Here is a 19,474-nt window from a genome sequence, read left to right as displayed (position 1 = left end):
TTTGCCCTTTGACGCGGCGACCTCGACTATTTGAAAGGATTGCCCGGCGGGCATCAGCACTTCGTTCTCATCGTACTCTGCCGCGAGGAACCATATCCGATGTGCAGTAAGCGCCCTAATGGTAAACAGAACATTACCGAAGTAGGCTTCATTTTCCTTAACGGCAGCGCTTGTGAAGCCGGGAAATCTTATCACCTGACCAACGTTATATCTGGCCGCAAAAGCGTCAACGTCAAGGGCGTGGTAGCCTCTGTATACCAGACCCCCATTAAGGACATAAGGGGCAGCTTGCCGAGAGCGTGGTTCAAAACGCCCATGAACTGCAAGATTTCCGGGTTCGCATTTTCCTTCCAGAGAGCACCGTTTATATGATCATGCCAAGCGACACCTGTCGAATACACATAGAATGCCAATGCCTCATACCCGAGTATTGTTTCCGTGTAAGGCTTATCGAGGTCACCAAAGCGCATGGCATATCGCTCGGCAGTTTCGGTTCCAACAATTTTTGCCACGCACTGAAGAAACGCCCCGCCATTCATGTCAATTAGTTTGCCCCCCTCGGCCAACATTCGAAAGCACCTTAGCAAGACGCGCACTCGGCAAAGAGCCGTTGCATTCAAGACGTGGGAATTCAACGGAAATCGTCTAGCTGCGCATCAGAAGATGCTACTGGGTCCTCCTTAAGGAGTAACGTGTTGGCTGGGCACTCCCGCGTAGGGAGAGCGCCTCTGGGTCTTCGTCACCGATCAATGGGTGATCTCGTCAAACCTCCGCTGAAGGAAGGTGTCGATGTCTGGACGGCGGTGTCGCTCGACCATTTCCAACATTTGCACGAGGTCAGCGTCTTCTAGCACAAGCATGTAGCCCCTGCCGTCTCCCGCAGCGTCTCGACACGCCGCGACTACGCGAGGCCGCTCGTCAAGGCGTCGGCAAAGCATCATGCCGAAGAAGCCGCGCTGAAGGCCGAATCGTCCCGTAAGTTGGTCAAGCTCAGGGTTCTCAACGTCATTGCTGTAGTTCTTGCATTCAACGGGCACGCTGATCGAGCGCGTCTGAGGCGCTTGAAGCATCCTGAAGAAGAACCCTATCTGCGCAGCGTTGGTGAACTTGATGTCCATGCGCTTACGCCCCTCGTGTATCTCCTGCTCTTTGATGGGTTTGATGAGGCTTGGGAAGAACAGGAACGTGGTGATGCCCATGGCCACACGATGGTACTCGCTGGCGGTGTTGTTGCCGGTGGCGATGCCGGCCAGCCTGTCTATGAGCACCCTAGCGAACACGGTCTCATCGAAGTTCGCGTCGAGGTCGTCGTTGTCTAGCGGGCCTTGAGCCCCCTTGATCCTCTTGTACTCTTCGAGGACCTCTGGGTGCCGTTGAACGAAGGTGGCCAGATCGTCCTTGATTAGGGGGTGGCGCTCCTTGACGGATTTCTTGGTGACGTAGCGGACGCCATCTCGAAAGGTCCGGACTAGGCTGCTGCGGGCGTCGAGGTATTCCTGCCGAAGGAACTCGATCATGTAGTGGTTCCAGAACTCCTGGCTGTTTAGTGACAGGGTTCTTCGCACGGAGAATTTCGGCACGAGGAGGATAGGCTTCCCGTTGGAGATCGGCAGTTCGTAGAACCTCGACACCCAGTCCTGTCGCTCGGCGGACCAACAAGGGTCCAAGGGCAGCGTTCTCGTGGGTATTCCTAGGAGGTCGCACTGGTCCTTTGTGTAGTCCGCCAGAAGCCCGCGTAGGATGTTGGTGGTGAGGTCCGAAATCGTGTCTGGCCCGACCCCGCGAATAAACAGCTCGGCTTCGGAGATATCGGCGAGGACCCCGGTGCCGAAGGCTCGGCTGTGGCGAAGGGCTTCTACGAGGTCGAGAGCCTTCCCGTGTCCCACGCCCCGCCCTGCGGGTTCCCCTACCGACTGGCCAAAGCATGTTTCGTTCGGCTCGTGCAGATTGCCGAGCAAATGTCCGGCTCGCGCTGGGTTGTCGTCACGAAGGGCCTCAAGGACTTCCGCAAAGAATGATCGGATGTGGTCGCCACACGTTGCTGACCACTCATCATTCCGAATTTGTATGGCGTATGGGTCCAGATAAAGGGGATTGTCGAACGCAGTATCGACATCGACAAAGTCGAGTTCCGCCTGAGACAGCTGCCCGCCGAATGTTGAGTAGAACGTAGCCATAGCACCCCCCGGTCTTGGGCTGACCATAGCAGACCTGCGCTAAGAATGAGGAGGGACCGATGAAGACTTTGATAGGGTCCCATCGGCACCCCACGGGGGGGAGGTCGGAACGACCCTCTCGCAAGCACACCTCTAAGATTTTCGACCCAGAATTTTCATCGCTATCCCCAAGGACCTTGAGGCGGAGTGGTGGCACCTAGGGACCCGGTAAGCTAGCCTTTGTCTGCTCAACTGTTCGGCGGGAAGACGATGGCCACCCTGAAAGAGTATTTTGTCAAAGATGCCGTCACCCTGACACTTGAGGGTGAGTTCCCTATCGAAGGCCCGAACGGCACCCATCTGGTGACATTCATCGGGCGAATTCACTTCAATTTCGAGGCTAACGCCCGCTATGTGTCGTTCTACATCCCCGCCCACAACGGTGTCGAATTTCCGGAATTGCTGTGCCTGAATTTCGTGCCAGAGCTGTTCGATTGGGCTAGCAGCCACTCTGTCAGCACCAACCTACATGGCCTAGATGAAGTGGCCTCCTCAGAAGACCTTCGTTTCACTGGGCGCGTTTACCTTTACTCTGAGGTCCCGGTGCCCGAGAGCCTAAAGCAGCAAGTCAGGCAAGAGGCCGCCTCGCGGGGCAATTTCGTTGAGTTTCGGAGTGTCGAATATATGGAAACTCGCAACCGCACGGAGAAGCCTCTGGCATTCATTTCGCACGACAGCCGCGACAAAGAGGAGATCGCGAAGAAACTGGCGTTGGCGTTGAGCAGCCGCATGTGCCCCGTATGGTACGACGAATATAGCCTCAGGGAAAGCATCGAGAAGGGGCTACAGGAATGCAGGAAATGCATCTTCATCTTGACCCCCAACTTCCTCGCTAACGGCGGATGGGCAAAGACGGAGTACCAGTCGATCTTTACGCGTGAACTGGTCGAGCGGCAGAAGGTCATCCTTCCGGTCTGGGCCGGGGTTACGTCCCAAGACATCTACCAGTATTCACCCATCCTCGCCGACCGTGTGGCTGCACAATGGTCGGAAGGCCTCGACACAGTGGCTGCAAAGCTTGTGGCGGCTATTGGGGCCTGACCCTTCCTCAGACCCCGCAGCGGTGGTACACAGGCGCTACGCGGCTGCTTAGAAAACCTTTGCTTTTCAAGCGCTTTAGGGACTTTGCGGCGTCTCCTGTCGGGTGCGCCAATCTACCCATGTATTACAATAGCTCAGATAACCCTTAAGCGCGTCACGCTGAACGGATCCATGCGACCCGCTTGAAGTCTTTGTTTTAATGGATGTCGTTGTCCCAGAACCGCGGCACTTCTGGGCGACATGCATGAGTGCCCGGGTCTAGGCACGGGCGATCAGTCGATATTCGTGTTATTGGCGCGTCGATTACCACTTCCGCCCGTTCAGTCAGACGCTATGCTGCCGACCATGACACCAAGGTGCGCGTTCCGTCCGTGATGAAGCAAAGTCAACACCGCTTGCATGAGCGGATGACCATTCGCGGCCACCTCGAACCCGCGTCCTTCGTGCCCTGGATCATGCGCCATGCGGCCAAGCTCGGTCTCGCGCACCACATCGCTCATGCAAGCACCGATCGCATCGAACTCGATATTGCCGGTGCGGCGGAGCTGATCGACATGATGGAGATGGGATGTTCGCTTGGGCCCATTGAGGTCTGGGTCGAGACGATCGACCGCGCGCCTGTCGAGCAAAAAAAACATATAGCTTTGCGTGTGGTTACCTCGGTTTGCACTTAATTTAACCAATATTGCAATTGCGAAATTATTATGCATACGTCAGCCGCATCGAGCGGTTCGCCAACTCCTTGCGCCGGCATCTCTCTGGTCGGGAAACAGTAGTATCAGTACGGAAAGTAAGGTCATGCTGTCCGACAAGACGGACACCTGGGTGCCGGTCGCCCTTACCCAGGATCTGCCAACAGGACAGGTAATGCCGGCGCGGACGCCCGCCGGTCCCATTGCCCTCTGGCGAAGCCAATCGGGGCGCTTGGCGGCATCGGCGGATCGCTGTCCGCATCGCGGCATGCGCCTCTCCCATGGCTTCGTGCGCGGCGAGGCGCTCTCCTGCATCTATCACGGCTGGACCTATTCGCAGGCCGGTCAGTGCCTGCGCATTCCTGCCCATCCCAGCCTCACGCCGCCGGAGACGATTCGCGTTGCGACCCGGTTGGTCGAAGAGGCCGGCGGGATCATCTGGGTCGCTGATGGAGAGCCTGATGGCAAGCCACCCCTTTTTGAGGGTTACGTGCCGCTCCGTTCATTGACGGCCCGTGCCGGACATTCGGCGCTCTCGGTCGCTGCCGGTACGAAGGCCACCGTTGAAGGATACGTCTGGCAGGCACCCGGCGCGCCGGCAATTCGCCTGCTGCCTATCCCGCAGGAAGCCGGCGAGACGCTGATCCACGTCCTTGTTCCAGCCGATTGCGATGCGTCCGAGCGCATCGCCGCCTCGCGAGCCGCCGAGAGCCTTCGGCGCATGGCCGAAGGGATCGAGGCGAAAGGGGCTGTGCCATGATCGACGATGCGATGCGCGACGAATGGTATCCGGTCGGGCTTTTCAGCCGGCTCGACCACTATGGGCGCGAGACCACCCTGATGGACGAGCCGATCAAGGTTGCGCTCGACGCCAATGGCGCGGCGAAAGTGACAGGCGAAAACGGGCGCGTGCTGCCGGTTTCGGTGCGCTATGGCCATATCTGGTCGTCGCTCGGCGAACCGAAGAAACCGGTCTTTCCGATTCTCGAGGCAGACCAGCCCGGGCGCCGCTTCGTCGATGTCGGCGTGGTGCGGGTGCGCTGCTCGCCGCTCCGCGCCGTCGAGAACTTCCTCGACATCGCGCACTTCCCCTTCGTCCATACCGACATCCTCGGCTCGGAGCCGCATACCGAGGTCGAAAACTACAAGGTCGAGATCCGCGAGGAAGAGGACGAGGTCTGGGCGACCCAGGTGAAGTTCTACCAGCCGCAGGCGGCGAAATCCGCGAGCGGAGGTATCACGACGGAATACATGTACCGCGTGCCGGCTCCGACCTGCTCAGTCCTCTACAAGACCTGCCCGCCGCGCCCGGGCGAATGGGATGTCATTGCGCTATTCGTCCAACCGCTTGCCGAGGATCTCTGCGACGTCTGGCCGTGGATGGCGCTTTTCGATGACGAGACGCCACAGACCGACCTCATCCATTTCCAGCAGACGATTTTCCTGCAGGACCGCTCGATCCTCGAAAACCAGATCCCGCGTCTTTTGCCGCTCGATCCCGGCATGGAAATCCCGACGCGCGCCGACCTGACCTCGGTCGCCTATCGCCGCTGGCTGAAGCGCCACAATTATACCTACGGCGCGCAATTGGTGGCACAATGAAGCTTTACGATTACATCCTCTCCCCAAGTTGCTACAAGGTGCGCCTGATGGCGACGCTGTCAGGTGTGAAGCTCGAAGTCCGCCCGGTCGACTTCCATCCCGGCGCCGAGCATCGTGGCCCCGAGCTTATGGCGCTTAATCCGGGAGGCTCCATCCCGATCCTTGAAGACGGCGACCTGATCCTGACCGAGTCTTCCGCCATGCTTGGCTATCTCGCCGCGAAGGCAGCACCGGCCTGGCTCGGCAGCGGCGCCCCCGAGGAGACGGCGCGCATCCAGCAATGGCTTTCCTTCTCGCACAGGCTGACCGCCAACCTCGGCGGCGCGCGCCTGCATGAGATGCTGCTGCGCCCCGGTGACATCGGTGCGCTTCAGGCCAATGGCATAGCGGCACTACGTGAGCTGGAAGCCGGCCTCTTCGAACAAAAAATGCGTGGCGACCGGTTTCTCGCTTCCGACCGGCCGACGATTGCCGACATTGCTTGCTTTCCCTATGTCGCGCTCGCGCCCGACGGCGGCGTTTCCCTCGATCCGTATCCCACGATCCGGCTCTGGTCGCGAGCGCTCCGCAGCCTCGACAATTTCATCGAAATGCCCGGTATCCACCGGCTGCACGATTTGAAGCCCGAACCGCGACCCATGCTGGACGAGGCGTGAGGTGACCGGCTATCTCCTGAAGAATTGCGCAGCGGTCATCACCGACGAGGGCAGGGGTCCGAGCGTCCGGCGCAATGTCGATGTGCTGACGAATGGCCCGCAGATCGAGGCAATCGGGCAAGGCCTGCACAGAAGCGAGTTGCCGGCCGGTACTATCGTGCAGGACGCCGACGGCTGGTTCGTCTATCCCGGCCTCGTCAACACGCACCATCACTTCTTTCAGTGCTTTGTGCGCAACCGTGCCGAACTCGACTGGACGAAGCTGTCGGTCATCGAATGGCTCGACCGGATCTATCCGATCTTCTCCCGGCTCAACGAGGATTGTTTCTACCACGCCTCGATCACGGCGATGGCAGAGATGATAAAGCACGGTTGCACGACGGCCTTCGACCACCAGTACAATTTTCCGCGCCATGCCGGAAAACGGCTCATCGACCGGCAGTTCGAAGCGGCCGATCTTCTCGGCATGCGTTTCCATGCCGGCCGCGGCGGCAACACGCTGCCAAAATCGGAAGGCTCGACCATTCCAGACGAGATGCTGGAGACCACGGACGAATTCATTGCCGACTGCGCACGCCTCATCGACACTTATCACGACACCAGTCCCTTCAGCATGCGTCAGGTCGTGGTCGCTCCCTGCCAGCCGGTCAACTGCTACCGCGAGACCTTCGTGGAATCGGTTTCGCTGGCGCGTGATCGCGGGGTGCGGATGCACACCCATGTCGGCGAGGGCGAAAGCCCGATCATCGGGGCCCGCCATGGCATGCGTACGGTGGACTATCTCGAGGACCTCGGATTTGCCGGCCGAGACACTTTCTATGCCCATTGCTGGGAGCTGACGCATGACGAACTGCGGCTGATGGCGGCGAGCGGCACCGGTGTCTCGCATTGCCCTGAGCCGGTCTATCTGGTGGGCGCGGAGGTGACTGATATTCCCGCCATGTCCGCCTTTGGCCTGCGCGTCGGTCTCGGCTGCGACGGTGCTGCCTCGAACGACAATTCCAACCTCATGCACTGCATCCATTCCGCCTACATGCTGCAATGCCTGGCGGCCTCGACGCGCGCTCATCCCGTGCCTGCGCCGGTCGATTTCCTCGGCTATGCGACAACGGGCGGGGCCGCGCTTCTGGGCCGCAATGACATCGGCCGACTGTCGCCCGGCATGGCCGCCGACCTCTTCGCGATCGACACGCGCCGCATGGATTATGTCGGCACGCGCCACGATCCATTGAGCCTGATCGCCAAGGTCGGCATCGGCATGCCCACCGACATGACCATGATCAACGGCCGCATCGTCTGGGAGAAGGGTGCGTTTACCGGGCTGAACGAGGCCCGGCTTGCTGCGGACGCGGAAACCGCTTTTGCCGCGGTGGAATTCTAACAACTTAAGACAGGGGAACTGACATGCTGAACTATCTGACCCGCAGAACTCTGATGAAGGGCCTTGCCGCGACAGGGCTTGCCGGCGCGCTTGGCAGCCGTCCCGCCTTTGCGGCCGACGAGCCGCTCGGTATCACGCTCGTGCTCCCGTCGCCGGTCGGCGATGTCGGCTGGGGCCATGCGCTCGCCGCCGGCCTCGAGCCGGTCAAGGCCGCGTACGGCGACAAGGTGAAGATCACCGTCATCGAGAACATCGCCGAAGGGCCGGACGCCGACCGGATCATGAACAAGACCGTCGCCGACGGTAACAAGTTCCTGATCGCCGGCTCATTCGGCTACCAGAATGGTGCACTACAGATCGCCCGCCGCGATCCTGCGGTCACCGTGCTGCATGCCTCCGGCTTCCAGACCGCGCCGAATTTCTCGCCCTTCGCGGCGAAGTATTTCCAGGGCACTTACCTGCTCGGCATAGCCGCCGCGGCTCTTTCCAAGACCGGCAAGCTCGGCTCCGTCTCGGCCTTCGCCATTCCGGAGCTGATCACCTCGATCAACGCATTCACGCTCGGCGCACAGACTGTAAATCCCGATATCGAGGTATCGGTCGTCTGGGTGAACTCCTGGTTCGACCCGGCCAAGGAACAGGAAGCCGCCAAGGCGCTGATGGCACAGAACTGCGACGTGATCTTCTCGAACGCGCAGGACACACCCTCCGTGATCTCGGCCTGCGAGGAGGCTGGCGTCTATGCGTTCAACCTCAATTCGTCGATGAAGAAATATGCGCCGAAGAAATATCTCGGCTGCATCGCGACGGACTGGTCGCCCTTCTTCAAGGCTTCCGTGGATGCCCATCTCGCCGGAACTTTCAAGGGCGCCAACACCTTCCTCGGCGTCGCCGAAAAGGTGGTGGAGGTCGTGGACTGGAACTCAGATATCCCAGCCGACACGATGACGAAGATCAAGGAAGTGGCGACGAAGATCGCCGACGGCAGCTTCTCGCCCTTCACAGGTCCAATCACCAAGGCCGACGGCAGCGAAGCCGCCGCCGCCGGTGCGACGATAGCGGATCCCGAGATCGTCGCGATGGACTGGCACGTCAAGGGTGTCACCACACCACTGCCGAAGTAAGTCATGACCCCGCCCCTTCTGTCGCTCCGCGGCATCTCGAAGAGCTACGGCCAGATCCGGGCCAACCAAGCCATCGATCTGGACGTGGCGCCCCAATCGATCCATGCGATCCTCGGGGAGAATGGGGCGGGCAAATCGACGCTGATGAAGCTCATCTATGGCGTTGAACAGCCGGACGAAGGCACCGTCGTCTGGAACGGAGAGCCTCTGCGCCTTGCCTCGCCGGCTGAGGCACGGCGCAGGGGCATCGGCATGGTCTTTCAGCATTTCTCGCTGTTCGAGACGCTGACTGTCGTCGAGAACATCCAGCTCGTCGTCCCCGGCGGCAAGGCGGAGCTGGCGGCGCACATCCGCAGCCTCGGCCAGGATTTTGGCCTTGAAGTGGATCCTCTCGCCGATGTGCACGCGCTCTCGGTCGGCGAACGGCAGCGGGTGGAGATCATCCGCTGCCTGATGACGGACCCGAAGCTGCTCATTCTCGACGAGCCGACCTCGGTCTTGCCGCCGCAGGCGGTGAAGAAGCTGTTCGACACGCTCAGGCGCCTTCGCGACCGCGGCGTGTCCATCCTGTTCATCTCCCACAAACTGGAGGAAATTCGCACGATCTGTGACCAGGCGACGGTCTTGCGTGGAGGGCGCGTTATCGGCACCGTCGACCCGCGCGACTATGATGCGCACGACCTCGCCCGGATGATGATCGGCCGCGACATGCCCGAGGTGATGCCCGCGTTGGCCATGCCCGAGGGGGAGAAGCGGCTGGAAATAATCGACATGGACTACACGCCGGACGACCCCTTTGCCACGCCGCTCTCCGGCATCAGCCTCACGGTACGATCAGGCGAGATTCTTGGCATAGCCGGAATATCGGGCAATGGCCAAGGCGAACTTGCCGCGCTTATCTCGGGCGAAGCGATGCTGCTGAAGGAACAACGCGACCGGATTTACATGATGGGCCGCGACGTAGGCGCACTCGATGCGGCCGCGCGCAGGAGATTTGGCTTCGCCTTCGTGCCCGAAGACCGGCTGGGACGCGGCGCGGTCCCTGAAATGTCGCTCGTGCTCAACACCGTTCTTACCGCCCATCCTTTCGATCTCGTGAGGCGCGGCCTCATCAACAGCGCCGGAGCGACGGCTTTCACCAGCGAATGCATCCGTCGGTACGACGTCCGCGCCTCCGGCCCGGATGCCGAAGCGGGCTCGCTGTCCGGCGGCAACTTGCAGAAATTCATCGTCGGTCGCGAGATGATGCTGTCGCCAAAACTGCTTTTCGTGGCGCAGCCGACCTGGGGTGTAGACATTGGCGCTGCATCCGCCATCAGAAGGCGGCTCATCGCGTTGCGCAACCTGGGCGTGGCGATCCTCGTAATTTCCGAGGAACTCGAGGAACTTTTCGAACTCTGCGATTTCATCCAGGTGCTCCATCATGGAATGCTGAGTCCGCCTCTGGTCACGCGGGACACGCGCCCCGAAGACATCGGCAGATACATGATCGGAGCACATGCCTCGCCAGAGAAGGTTCCTGCATGAGCGTTTGGGCCGCGCCGTTCCTCCCCGCGCTCGTCCGCCGGGAGCATGCCTCGCTCGTCGCGGCCATGCTGGCCCCGGCTGTCGCGCTTGGCATGGCGATCATCCTCAATCTGGGCCTTTATGTGCTGATAGGCCGAGATCCGGCGGCCGTCCTGTACGCGATGCTTCTCGAGCCGTTCCTCTCCTGGGCATCGTTCGCGGAGGTGCTGCTGAAGGCGGGGCCTCTTCTCCTCATTGCTCAGGGGCTGGCGATCGGTTTCCGCGCAAAAGTGTTCAACATCGGCGCGGAGGGCCAGTTTATCCTGGGCGCTATTTTCGCCTCGGCGATCCCCGTCTGGTTTCCGCAGGCGACCGGGCAGTGGATCTGGCCGCTGATGCTGCTTCTCGGTGCCCTCGGCGGTGCGCTTTGGGCATCTATCACCGCCTTCTGGCGCGTCAGGCTCAATGCGAACGAGATCCTGGTCTCCCTGATGCTGAGCCTCGTTGCGGCGCAAGTCCTCAACTACCTGCTGCTCGGCCCATGGAAGGACCCGGCCGGCTTCAATTTCCCACAATCCGTCATGTTTCAGAACGACGCGATGGTGCCGACCCTGATCGCCGGTACCCGCGTCAACGTCTCGCTGCTCATCACACTTGCGCTCTCGCTGGTGGCCTGGGTTTTCATGCAGCGAAGCTTCATGGGGTATAAGCTCAAGGTCGGCGGCCTTGCCCCGCGCGCGGCCGGTTACGCCGGCTTCAGCGAAGGGCGTGCGATTTGGCTATCGCTTCTGATCGGTGGCTTGGCGGCGGGACTGGCAGGCGCGGCGGAAGTCGCGGGTCCGCTCGGCCAGCTGCAGCGCTCGATCTCGACCGGCTACGGTTATGCGGCCATCATTGTCGCCTATCTCGGCGGCTTGCATCCAGTCGGCATCATCTTTTCCGCGCTCTTTATGGCTGTTCTCTATATCGGCGGCGACAATGCGATGGTGTCGGCAAACCTGCCGATCGCCGCCGTCCGCGTCTTCCAAGGCAGCTTGCTGCTCGCCTATCTCGGCGCTGTGGCCTTCGTGCGCTACCGCATCGAGTGGCGCCGCCCCCATCACCTGAGCCAGCCATGAACGCCGTCGAGTTCATTATTTCGGGCATGCTCGCAGCGGCAACCCCCTTTCTCCTTGCCGCACTCGGCGAGTTGGTGGTCGAGCGCGCCGGCGTTCTTAACCTCGGCGTAGAGGGCCTGATGGCCCTCGGCGCGGTGCTCGCGTTCATCGTCGTCTACCACGGCGGTGGACACCTGCTGGGGTTCGTTGCCGCCGGCCTCGGTAGCGCCGTCCTGTCCCTCGTCTTTGCAGTGCTGGCACTCGGATTCCGGGCAAACCAGGTCGCGACAGGCCTTGCAATCGGCATTCTCGGCCAGGGCCTTTCGGCGCTGTTCGGCAAAAGCTACGAGAGCTTGACGGTCAAGGGGCTCCCGAAACTTGCCTTTCCCGGCCTCTCGGAAATCCCGGTAGTCGGCAGGCTGTTTGTCCAGGACGTCGTCGTATGGCTTTCCCTTGCCGTGACGTTTGCGATCTGGGCGATGTTTGCCTATACGAGAGCCGGCCTTGTCGTGAGGGCAATCGGCGAGAATCCCAAGGCAGCCCACGCCATCGGCTATCCGGTCATCGCTATCCGTGTCGCGGCCATAGCTTTTGGTGGCATGATGGCGGGTTTTGCCGGCGCCTATGCGGCGGCGGTGTACACGCCCCTTTGGGCGGACGGTATGATTGCCGGACGTGGCTGGATCGCGATCGCACTCGTTGTCTTTGGTACGTGGCTCGCTGGCCGCATCTTCCTGGGTGCCTGCCTCTTCGGCGCGGTTTCGCTGATGAGCCTCGCCGCCCAGGCGACCGGTCTGGACCTGCCATCGCAACTGCTTTCCAGCCTTCCCTATCTCGTTACGATCGTCGTGCTCGGTGTCATCTCGGCGGACCGCCGCTTGCTCAGGCTGAACGGTGTCGCCTCGCTTGGCGAACCCTTCGAACGTTAGCCAGGATGCAAAGTGGATTTGCGAAACTCGACGTAAGTTGAAGAGATCGAAACGCCAGCGGACGATCGGCATCCGATCCAAAGGGCAGAAACGCCAAACGGGGCGAAGGTATTTCCGCAAGGGTAGCGCTGACGCCGTCGACTGCGAGCAGGGGAACGATGTGACGCTCAACGCGCCCGACACCGGTGGATCGTCGCGGGTTCTTGGATCGTCCCCTTTCCCCAGTACGAGCCCATTCTCGAGGGTCCATTCTCCACCGCAGCCTAGGGAAGCGGCTTCGCAAGATGGCCTGAGGCATGCGCCCGGTAAATTCCCGCATGCGAGCACTCGTCCTGCCTCTCTAAGATTCCGAGTCTAACCGCAAATCCTCGGTTTTTTCTGCCAATTCCAAAATATGTATTCCGATCGTCGCAAGCAGCGATAACAACGATTTCCAATACTACCTATTCTCGCAGAAACTAAAAACGCTACACTCGCGTAATCATATTGGTAACGGATGCTGTTCAACCTGCGTCCAGGCAACCAACGCGGGGAGCGGCGTTATGGCTTTCTTTAAAAGTTTAACAAAGGTCTTGGCCGGCGGCGCGGTTTCCGTGGCTTTGTGCTTTCCGGCTGGCGCGGGCGGGCTCAGTGTGGGCATCGGCGGCAGCGGTGGGGTGGGCGTCTCGGTCGGCGGCAGTGGCGGCGGACTTGGCGTCGGTGTGTCGGTCGGCGGGAGCAAGGGCGCCAATGTCGGCGCAACGGTCGGCGGCACCAGCGGCACCACCGCCAGTGTCGGCGCTACGGTTGGCGGCACCAGCGGCGTTGCGGCCGGGGTCGGCGCATCGGTGGGCACGGGCGTCGGGGTTGGCGTCGGCGCAACCGTCGGCAGCGGTGTCGGGGTCGGCGCCGGTGTCGGGGTGGGCAATGGGGTGACGGCCGGGGTCGGCGTCGGCATAGGCGCACCGACCGCGCCCACCAGCCCCAGGGATCCCAACACGCCGGCGGTGCCGACGCGACCGGCGGNGGTTGCCATCAGCGCCATGTCGGCCGGCCAGATCGCCAAGATGAAAAAACGCTGCGCCAGCGTGCTCAGCGGAAAGGGCACCTACGACCGGGACCTGAAGGAGCTCTGCCGGATATTGGCGCGGCGCTGAGTACCGCAACATCGCATCTGCCGTGGGGCGTCAGTCTCTCAGCCAGCCACTGCCGCAAGGTGGCGGGCATTCTTAGGGGGTAGCTTTGCCAAGCGGTTCAGAGTTTCGCGGAAAGGCGGAACCGCTCAGGCTGTGCGCTTTCATCGGCGGCATTCCGCATGGCTTGGTCGCCGAGCCGAAGGAAGCGCGCCGCCCGGTAGCGGCCTTGCTCCGACCTCTGCCGTCCGTCCGGTCACCCGTTTGGGCCGGCTCGAAGATTCGCCTCTGGCCTTTTGTATCACCCGCTCTAGCTGCTTTGTGTTAGGCTCGTGATGTTAGCCTTGTCTTGCTGATGGAGGTTTTGATGGATCGGCGATCATTCTTGACAGCATTGTTCGGCGTTGCGGGGGCCGCGGCGCTTGCTACCGCGGTTCGGCCTCTCGAGGCCGTGGCCGGGGTTCCCAATATCGGTAACGGCATTCTCGATGAACTCGACAAGCAGGATGCCAATTCGTTTGATGACGACGAAGGCCCGGGCGATGTCGAGCAGATATCGCATCGGCGATGGCACCATCGTCGCCACCACAGGCGGCATGTCTGGAGACGGCACTGCCGCACGTTCTGGCGGCATGGCCGGTTGCGCCGGCGCTGCTATCGCAGGCGCTCCTTCGTCGTCTTGCGGTTCTAACCGCGGCACGTTCCCGGATTGACCCTGCCCTGAGGCGCAAACACCAAACAGACCCATCCCGATTTGCATCGGGATGGGCTGGTTCAGCTTTATCCAGCCACAGCTGCCACCGAATCCCGCTGCACCAGCGGGCATTCCAGCTTGGTGATTGGATAGCGGCCGCGGCCGGGAGGCGGCGGCACTTCGAGCTGTTCGATCGCCCATTGGCCCATCGCCATGTGCGGCAGGATCGATGTTGTCAGCGGCGGGAACAGGTGGCGGGCGATCTCCTCGTCGTCATAGCCGACGACGGAGACGTCCTGCGGGATGTGCAGGCCCGCCTCCTTCAGCGCTTCGTAGCAGCCGATGGCTGTGCGGTCGTTCTGGCAGAAGATGGCGGTCGGGCGCTCCTTGAGCGCCAAAAGCTTAACGGTCGCGGCATAGCCGGCGCTCGCCGACCAGTCGCCCTCGACCACCAGTTCGGGATCGAACGGGATGTCGGCGGTGGCGAGCGCTCTGCGGTAGCCTTTCAGCCGGTCCTGCGCGGCCTGCATCCACGGCTCGCCGGTGATGGTGGCGATGCGGCGGTGGCCGTGGCCGATCAGATGCCGGGTCGAGTTCTGGCCGCCGGCGATCTCGGACGGCACCACGGCCGGGAAGGCATAATCGGCCGTGTAGCAGTTGAGCAGGATGACCGGGATGTCGAGGCCGTAGAGGAAGTCCGGCGCCGTGATCTCGCGGGTGAAGATGGTCATGTAGATCAGCGCCGAGATGCCGCGCCTGGTGAGCGCCGCAACGGCGCGCGGCTCCATGACGGCGTCGCCCATGGTCTGCGCCACGAGCAACACATTGCCGGCGTTCCACGACGCCTGGCGCGCGCCCTCGATGGCGACAACGGCTTCTGGGCTTGTCGCCAGCTGGTCGACGGCGAAACCGATGACACTGTCAAGTCCATCGAAGGCGGGAACAGGTTTGCGCAGCGCCGAGAAGGCGGGTGCTGCGTAGCCGAGCGCACGCGCGGCGTCGATCACCCGCTCGCGCGTCTGCTGCGACAGCCGGATGCCGGGCGAATCGTTGAGCACGAAAGAGACGGTCGCCTGCGAGCACCCGGCTGCCCTGGCGATGTCGGTCATGGTGACGCGGCCGCCCTTGGCGGCTCTCGCCGGCGCCTTGCGCCGCTTCGCCGTGTCGTCCGGATCCCTCGTCTCGCTCATGGCATTGCGTCCCAATCCCCAGCCTGTCTAGTCGCAAGCCTGCCACACCGACAAGATGGTGTCGCGCCGTCGACCGATGGAAATAGTCGAAGGCGTTTATCTTTATTAGCAGCTTTGAAGTTCCCGCCATGCCGCTGCGGGCCGCGTGAAATTCGAGGACTGCAAGGCATCTGCTTGCGCGAAGCGGTGCTGCACCTGTTCGGGAAAACTAGACCTAGGGCCACCGCCGAGTGTCCGCGCGGGACCTCTGCTAATAGTGTTTACTAATACAAAACGACGCTGTAACGTCAATCCGCCGTGTCCGGTCAGGTGGGACCCGTGCGGCGAGAAGTGCACGTGAATGGCCCGATGGCGAGCGGGGTTTGCCTCCGCAAGCGTGGTCTCGGACATGTGATATGTCAGACAAATCAGACTATTTACGAGCACGGGATGAGTCTCTAATGTCCGTGATCGCGACCGACGACGCCATTCTTCAGCGCCGGGAACCCCTGAGGAGGAGGGCGTCCAAATCGCGAGCGGCAAGTCAGTGAATGCAAGATCGGTTCAGTCCGACGACTGAGCCAAAACGGGAGGTTGAACATGAAATCCTTGATACGACATGCATCCGTGGCCACCGCAGCCCTGCTGCTTGGCCTGACCGCGACAGCCATTGCGCGCGCCGACGACAAGCCGACGCTGGCCTTCGTCGTCAACGGCGCTTCCGATTTCTGGAAGGCCGCCGAAGCCGGCGTCAAGAAGGCGCAGGCCGAATTGCCCGACTACAATCTCGAACTCAAATATCCCGAGCAGTCCTCGGTCGCCATCCAGCAGCGGCTGATGGATGATCTGGTGACCGCCGGCGTCAAGGGCATCATGGTCTCGGCCGTCGATCCCAAGACCTCGACCGACGGTCTGAACAAGATAGCGTCGGAAACGGCGCTGTTCACCACCGACTCCGATGCCCCGCAGACCAAGCGTGTTGCCTATATCGGCTCGTCCAATGTCGACGCCGGCAAGCAGGCGGCCGAGATCGCCAAGAAAGCGATGCCGGACGGCGGCAAGTGCCTCGGCTTCGTCGGCCTGCTCGGCGCCGACAATGCCAAGGAACGCATCCAGGGCATGAAGGACGGCCTCGCCGGCAGCAAGATCGAACTGGTGGACGTGCGCGGCGACGACATCGACCAGGCGCGCGCCAAGAAGAATGTCGAGGACGCGCTGGTCGCCAGCCCCGACATCACCTGCATGGTCGGCTTCTATTCCTACAACACGCCGCGCATCTATGAAGCGCTGCGCGACGCCGGCAAGCTCGGCTCGATCACCGTCGTCGGCTTCGATGACGATCCGATCACGTTGGGCGGCGTCAAGGAAGGCACCGTGGCGGCCACCGTCGTGCAGCAGCCCTTCGAATGGGCCTATCAGGGCATGAAGCTGATGGCCGCCTATCTCAAGGGCGACAAATCAGGCATTCCGGAAGGCGGCCTGATCATCATCCCGACCAAGATCATCGGTAAGGACGATGTCGACACCTATGCCGCCAATCTGAAGGCGATGTCCGGAAACTGAGACCACGAGCAGTTGCGCCGGCTCAGGGTTCGCCTTGAGCCGGCGATCGTGTTGACGGGTCGGCCAAGGCCCGTCAGTCTGTAGCCCACCGGCTGCTGGCAAGCCTGATCAAATATGGCGTGATGAATTATTCCGACCCATCTATCGTCGCAACCACCCCGTTCCTCGGCCTCGAGAACGTGCGCAAGACCTATCCGGGCGTGGTGGCGCTGGACGGCTTTTCCATGGAGGTCAGGCCGGGCGAGGTGATCGGCCTGGTCGGCGAAAACGGCGCCGGCAAATCGACCTTGATGAAGATCCTCGGCGGCGTCACCAGGCCGGACAGCGGCGCCATCACCGTCGACGGCGTTGCGCATGACGGGCTCACCGTCGAAGGCAGCCTGGGGTCGGGCATCGCCTTCGTCCACCAGGAACTCAATCTCTTCGAAAACCTCGATGTTGCCGCCAATATCTTCTTCGGCCGCGAGCCGTTGCGCGGCGGGCCGCTGAGATTGGTCGACCGCGCCAAGCTGCGCGAAATGGTGGCGCCACTGCTGAAGCGCGTCGGCGCCAATTTCTCCGCCGATACGCCGGTTGCCTCGCTGTCGCTGGCGCAGCAGCAGATGGTCGAGATCGCCAAGGCACTGTCGATCAAGGCGCGGCTGGTGATCCTCGACGAGCCGACGTCGAGCCTGCCGCTCGCCGAAACCGACAAGCTGCTCGACGTCATCAAGGCGCTGAAGGCCGATGGCATCAGCGTCATCTTCATTTCGCACCGGCTGCATGAGGTCGAGCGCGTCGCCGACCGCGTCGTGGTGCTGCGCGACGGCATGCTGGCTGGCACCTTGCCGAAGAGCGCCATCAACCACGAACAGATGGTCAAGCTGATGATCGGCCGCATGCTGAAGGAGCGCGAGAAGGCCTCCGAGGCGGCTCGGGCGCCGGGCGCCACTGCGCTCTCGGCCAAAGCCATCCGCACCCCCGCCTACCCTGCCCGGCCGGTCGACCTCGACATCAGGCGCGGTGAAATCCTCGGCCTCGCCGGCCTTGTCGGCTCCGGCCGCACCGAACTGGCGCGGGTGTTCTTCGGCATAGACAGCACGCTTGGCGGTGGGCTCGAACTCGACGGCAAGCCGCTTGTGCTGGGTTCGGCGGCCGATGCGGTCGCGCATGGCATTTTTCTGGTTCCGGAAGACCGCAAGCTGACCGGCATTTTGCTTGACCTGTCGATCGCGCAGAACATCTCGCTGCCCAACCTGCCGGCGCATGCGAAGCGTCGACTGGTGTCGGCAAGCGCCGAGACCGCCACCGCCGAGAAGCAGAAGAGCAATCTCGGCATCAAGGCGCCGTCGGTGCAGACGCGAACCGGCACGCTGTCGGGCGGCAACCAGCAGAAGGTGGTGCTGGGCAAATGGCTGGCGATGAACCCGAAGGTGATGATCCTCGATGAGCCTACGCGCGGCATCGATATCGGCGCCAAGGCCGAGATTTACGGGCTGATGCGAGCCTTGGCCGATGCCGGCGTGGCCGTGCTGATGATCTCCAGCGACATGGAAGAGGTGATCGGCGTGTCCGACCGCATCGCCGTCATGCATGAGGGCCAGATCTCGGGCATTCTCGACAAAGAACAATTCAGCCAGGAAAACGTGCTGTTGCTGGCGGTCGGCAAGCCGGCAAACTAGCGGGCTTCAGGCGATTGCCGGTCCGGCGCATTGGGGAGAAGACGATGAGCAAAAAAGATCTCGGCCTGCTGATCCTGATCCTGGTGGTCGGCGCCGTGGTGACCGCCATCAACCCGCGCTTTCTTTTGCCGATCAACCTCGCCAACACCTCGAACCTGATCGGCCTGTTCGGGATCCTCGCCATCGGCCAGGCCTTCGTCATCATTACCGGCGGCATCGAATTGTCGGTGGGATCGCTGGTGGCGCTGCTCGGCACGCTATTCATCGATTTCATCGCCGTGCGCGACATGCCATGGCCGCTGGCGCTGCCGCTGATCCTGGTGCTGGGCGGCATCATCGGACTGGCGCATGGCTGGCTGATCACAAGGCTGAAATTGCAGCCCTTCGTGGTCACGCTGTGCGGCCTTTTGATCTATCGCGGGGTCGCCCGTTTCTATACCGCCGACGGCACCGCCGGCTTCGCCTTCGGCCAGAATTTTCCCGAGCTCGAATTCCTCACCGCGGGCCGCAGCTATGGCGTGCCCAACAGCTTCATCGCACTGATCGTCATTTCGATCGTCATGTGGGTGGTGCTGCACCGCTCGGTGTTCGGACGCTACCTCTATGCCATCGGCAAGAATGAAGAGGCGGCGAAATATTCGGGAATTCGCACCGGCCGTGTCGTCATGGCCGCCTATGTCATCTGCGGCGTGCTGACGGCGCTGTCGGCGATCTATTTCGCCATGTACACGCGCTCGATCTCGCCGGCCAGCCACGGCCAGTTCTACGAGCTCTACGCCATTGCCGCCGCCGTTCTCGGCGGCTTCTCGCTGCGCGGCGGCGAAGGCTCGCTGGTCGGCGTCATCCTGGGCACCGTGCTGCTGCAGGAGTTGCAGAACCTGGTCAATCTGCTCGGCATCCCGTCCTCGCTCAACTTCGCGGTGATGGGCGGCGTGATCCTGATCGGCGTGCTGGTCGACCAGCAATGGGGCGTGTTCCGCGCAAGGCGGCTGATGCTCGATGCCAGCCGGAAGACTGTCGCGGCGGAGTAG

The 19,474-nt window shown here is 61.9% G+C and carries 18 protein-coding genes; 14 read left to right on the top strand and 4 right to left on the bottom strand.

What is annotated here, in order from left to right; genetic code table 11:
• Positions 1-191: 191 nt before the first annotated feature.
• Both X756_RS1000000169705 and X756_RS159140 read right to left on the bottom strand, forming a co-directional pair.
• Positions 192-569: a hypothetical protein gene (locus X756_RS1000000169705; protein ID WP_023728881.1), complete on the bottom strand. Its 378-nt coding sequence runs from the start codon at positions 567-569 to the stop codon at positions 192-194.
• Between the two features lie 177 nt (positions 570-746).
• On the bottom strand, positions 747-2,177 hold the full coding sequence (locus tag X756_RS159140; RefSeq protein ID WP_023728880.1) for a hypothetical protein: 1,431 nt from the start codon (positions 2,175-2,177) through the stop codon (positions 747-749).
• Positions 2,178-2,426: 249 nt separating this feature from the next.
• On the opposite strand from X756_RS159140, the gene X756_RS1000000166540 reads away from it, so the two are divergent.
• The 11 genes from X756_RS1000000166540 to X756_RS159190 all read left to right on the top strand — a co-directional run bounded on the left by X756_RS1000000166540 (position 2,427) and on the right by X756_RS159190 (position 13,380).
• Positions 2,427-3,257 carry a toll/interleukin-1 receptor domain-containing protein gene (locus X756_RS1000000166540; RefSeq protein ID WP_023728879.1) on the top strand — a complete coding sequence of 277 codons (831 nt, stop codon included), beginning with the start codon at positions 2,427-2,429 and terminating at the stop codon, positions 3,255-3,257.
• 407 nt (positions 3,258-3,664) lie between these two features.
• Positions 3,665-3,931 (top strand): acylphosphatase, encoded by a 267-nt coding sequence (locus tag X756_RS159145; RefSeq protein WP_245264448.1) that lies wholly within the window; start codon positions 3,665-3,667, stop codon positions 3,929-3,931.
• A 124-nt stretch (positions 3,932-4,055) separates the two neighbouring features.
• Positions 4,056-4,709 (top strand): Rieske 2Fe-2S domain-containing protein, encoded by a 654-nt coding sequence (locus X756_RS159150; RefSeq protein WP_023683609.1) that lies wholly within the window; start codon positions 4,056-4,058, stop codon positions 4,707-4,709.
• Positions 4,706-5,551, top strand: coding sequence for an aromatic ring-hydroxylating dioxygenase subunit alpha (locus tag X756_RS159155; RefSeq protein WP_023728877.1), 846 nt, complete (start codon positions 4,706-4,708; stop codon positions 5,549-5,551). Before X756_RS159150 ends, X756_RS159155 begins: the two co-directional genes overlap by 4 nt.
• Positions 5,548-6,207 (top strand): glutathione S-transferase family protein, encoded by a 660-nt coding sequence (locus X756_RS159160; protein ID WP_023728876.1) that lies wholly within the window; start codon positions 5,548-5,550, stop codon positions 6,205-6,207. Before X756_RS159155 ends, X756_RS159160 begins: the two co-directional genes overlap by 4 nt.
• Before the next feature lies 1 nt (position 6,208).
• Entirely contained in the window at positions 6,209-7,588 is a 1,380-nt protein-coding gene (locus tag X756_RS159165) for an amidohydrolase (protein WP_023728875.1), read from the top strand.
• A gap of 26 nt (positions 7,589-7,614) precedes the next feature.
• A complete protein-coding gene (locus X756_RS159170) occupies positions 7,615-8,712 on the top strand; it encodes a BMP family ABC transporter substrate-binding protein (protein ID WP_198020001.1) in 1,098 nt (365 codons plus the stop codon).
• A gap of 3 nt (positions 8,713-8,715) precedes the next feature.
• A complete protein-coding gene (locus tag X756_RS159175) occupies positions 8,716-10,239 on the top strand; it encodes an ABC transporter ATP-binding protein (RefSeq protein ID WP_023728873.1) in 1,524 nt (507 codons plus the stop codon).
• Positions 10,236-11,336: an ABC transporter permease gene (locus X756_RS159180; RefSeq protein ID WP_023727825.1), complete on the top strand. Its 1,101-nt coding sequence runs from the start codon at positions 10,236-10,238 to the stop codon at positions 11,334-11,336. Before X756_RS159175 ends, X756_RS159180 begins: the two co-directional genes overlap by 4 nt.
• Positions 11,333-12,244, top strand: a complete 912-nt coding sequence (locus X756_RS159185; RefSeq protein ID WP_023727826.1) for an ABC transporter permease — start codon at positions 11,333-11,335, stop codon at positions 12,242-12,244. Before X756_RS159180 ends, X756_RS159185 begins: the two co-directional genes overlap by 4 nt.
• Positions 12,245-12,786: 542 nt before the next feature.
• Positions 12,787-13,380, top strand: coding sequence for a hypothetical protein (locus tag X756_RS159190; RefSeq protein ID WP_023728872.1), 594 nt, complete (start codon positions 12,787-12,789; stop codon positions 13,378-13,380).
• 355 nt (positions 13,381-13,735) lie between these two features.
• Here X756_RS159190 and X756_RS1000000169270 read toward each other — a convergent pair whose 3' ends face one another.
• Together X756_RS1000000169270 and X756_RS159200 are read right to left on the bottom strand one after the other, a co-directional pair.
• On the bottom strand, positions 13,736-13,918 hold the full coding sequence (locus tag X756_RS1000000169270; protein ID WP_196813864.1) for a hypothetical protein: 183 nt from the start codon (positions 13,916-13,918) through the stop codon (positions 13,736-13,738).
• 218 nt (positions 13,919-14,136) lie between these two features.
• Positions 14,137-15,240, bottom strand: coding sequence for a LacI family DNA-binding transcriptional regulator (locus X756_RS159200; RefSeq protein ID WP_023727829.1), 1,104 nt, complete (start codon positions 15,238-15,240; stop codon positions 14,137-14,139).
• Positions 15,241-15,819: 579 nt separating this feature from the next.
• On the opposite strand from X756_RS159200, the gene X756_RS159205 reads away from it, so the two are divergent.
• The 3 genes from X756_RS159205 to X756_RS159215 all read left to right on the top strand — a co-directional run bounded on the left by X756_RS159205 (position 15,820) and on the right by X756_RS159215 (position 19,474).
• Positions 15,820-16,782, top strand: a complete 963-nt coding sequence (locus tag X756_RS159205) for a sugar-binding protein (RefSeq protein WP_023672352.1) — start codon at positions 15,820-15,822, stop codon at positions 16,780-16,782.
• Between the two features lie 122 nt (positions 16,783-16,904).
• Positions 16,905-18,443: a sugar ABC transporter ATP-binding protein gene (locus tag X756_RS159210; protein WP_023728870.1), complete on the top strand. Its 1,539-nt coding sequence runs from the start codon at positions 16,905-16,907 to the stop codon at positions 18,441-18,443.
• A 44-nt stretch (positions 18,444-18,487) separates the two neighbouring features.
• Positions 18,488-19,474 carry an ABC transporter permease gene (locus X756_RS159215; RefSeq protein WP_023672350.1) on the top strand — a complete coding sequence of 329 codons (987 nt, stop codon included), beginning with the start codon at positions 18,488-18,490 and terminating at the stop codon, positions 19,472-19,474.

The organism is Mesorhizobium sp. LNJC405B00 (genome assembly GCF_000502615.1).
Classification (GTDB): domain Bacteria; phylum Pseudomonadota; class Alphaproteobacteria; order Rhizobiales; family Rhizobiaceae; genus Mesorhizobium.
This window is presented reverse-complemented; position numbering and strand designations above follow the sequence as displayed.

Excerpts from the sequence above, each read along its gene's own strand:
- X756_RS159210 (WP_023728870.1), top strand. The coding sequence starts at position 16,905 with ATGAATTATTCCGACCCATCTATCGTCGCAACCACCCCGTTCCTCGGC.
- X756_RS159140 (WP_023728880.1), bottom strand. The coding sequence starts at position 2,177 with ATGGCTACGTTCTACTCAACATTCGGCGGGCAGCTGTCTCAGGCGGAA.
- X756_RS159145 (WP_245264448.1), top strand. The coding sequence starts at position 3,665 with ATGACCATTCGCGGCCACCTCGAACCCGCGTCCTTCGTGCCCTGGATC.
- X756_RS159215 (WP_023672350.1), top strand. The coding sequence starts at position 18,488 with ATGAGCAAAAAAGATCTCGGCCTGCTGATCCTGATCCTGGTGGTCGGC.
- X756_RS159205 (WP_023672352.1), top strand. The coding sequence starts at position 15,820 with ATGAAATCCTTGATACGACATGCATCCGTGGCCACCGCAGCCCTGCTG.
- X756_RS159185 (WP_023727826.1), top strand. The coding sequence starts at position 11,333 with ATGAACGCCGTCGAGTTCATTATTTCGGGCATGCTCGCAGCGGCAACC.
- X756_RS1000000169705 (WP_023728881.1), bottom strand. The coding sequence starts at position 569 with ATGTTGGCCGAGGGGGGCAAACTAATTGACATGAATGGCGGGGCGTTT.
- X756_RS1000000166540 (WP_023728879.1), top strand. The coding sequence starts at position 2,427 with ATGGCCACCCTGAAAGAGTATTTTGTCAAAGATGCCGTCACCCTGACA.
- X756_RS159155 (WP_023728877.1), top strand. The coding sequence starts at position 4,706 with ATGATCGACGATGCGATGCGCGACGAATGGTATCCGGTCGGGCTTTTC.
- X756_RS159175 (WP_023728873.1), top strand. The coding sequence starts at position 8,716 with ATGACCCCGCCCCTTCTGTCGCTCCGCGGCATCTCGAAGAGCTACGGC.
- X756_RS159180 (WP_023727825.1), top strand. The coding sequence starts at position 10,236 with ATGAGCGTTTGGGCCGCGCCGTTCCTCCCCGCGCTCGTCCGCCGGGAG.
- X756_RS159160 (WP_023728876.1), top strand. The coding sequence starts at position 5,548 with ATGAAGCTTTACGATTACATCCTCTCCCCAAGTTGCTACAAGGTGCGC.
- X756_RS159200 (WP_023727829.1), bottom strand. The coding sequence starts at position 15,240 with ATGAGCGAGACGAGGGATCCGGACGACACGGCGAAGCGGCGCAAGGCG.
- X756_RS1000000169270 (WP_196813864.1), bottom strand. The coding sequence starts at position 13,918 with ATGCGATATCTGCTCGACATCGCCCGGGCCTTCGTCGTCATCAAACGA.
- X756_RS159150 (WP_023683609.1), top strand. The coding sequence starts at position 4,056 with ATGCTGTCCGACAAGACGGACACCTGGGTGCCGGTCGCCCTTACCCAG.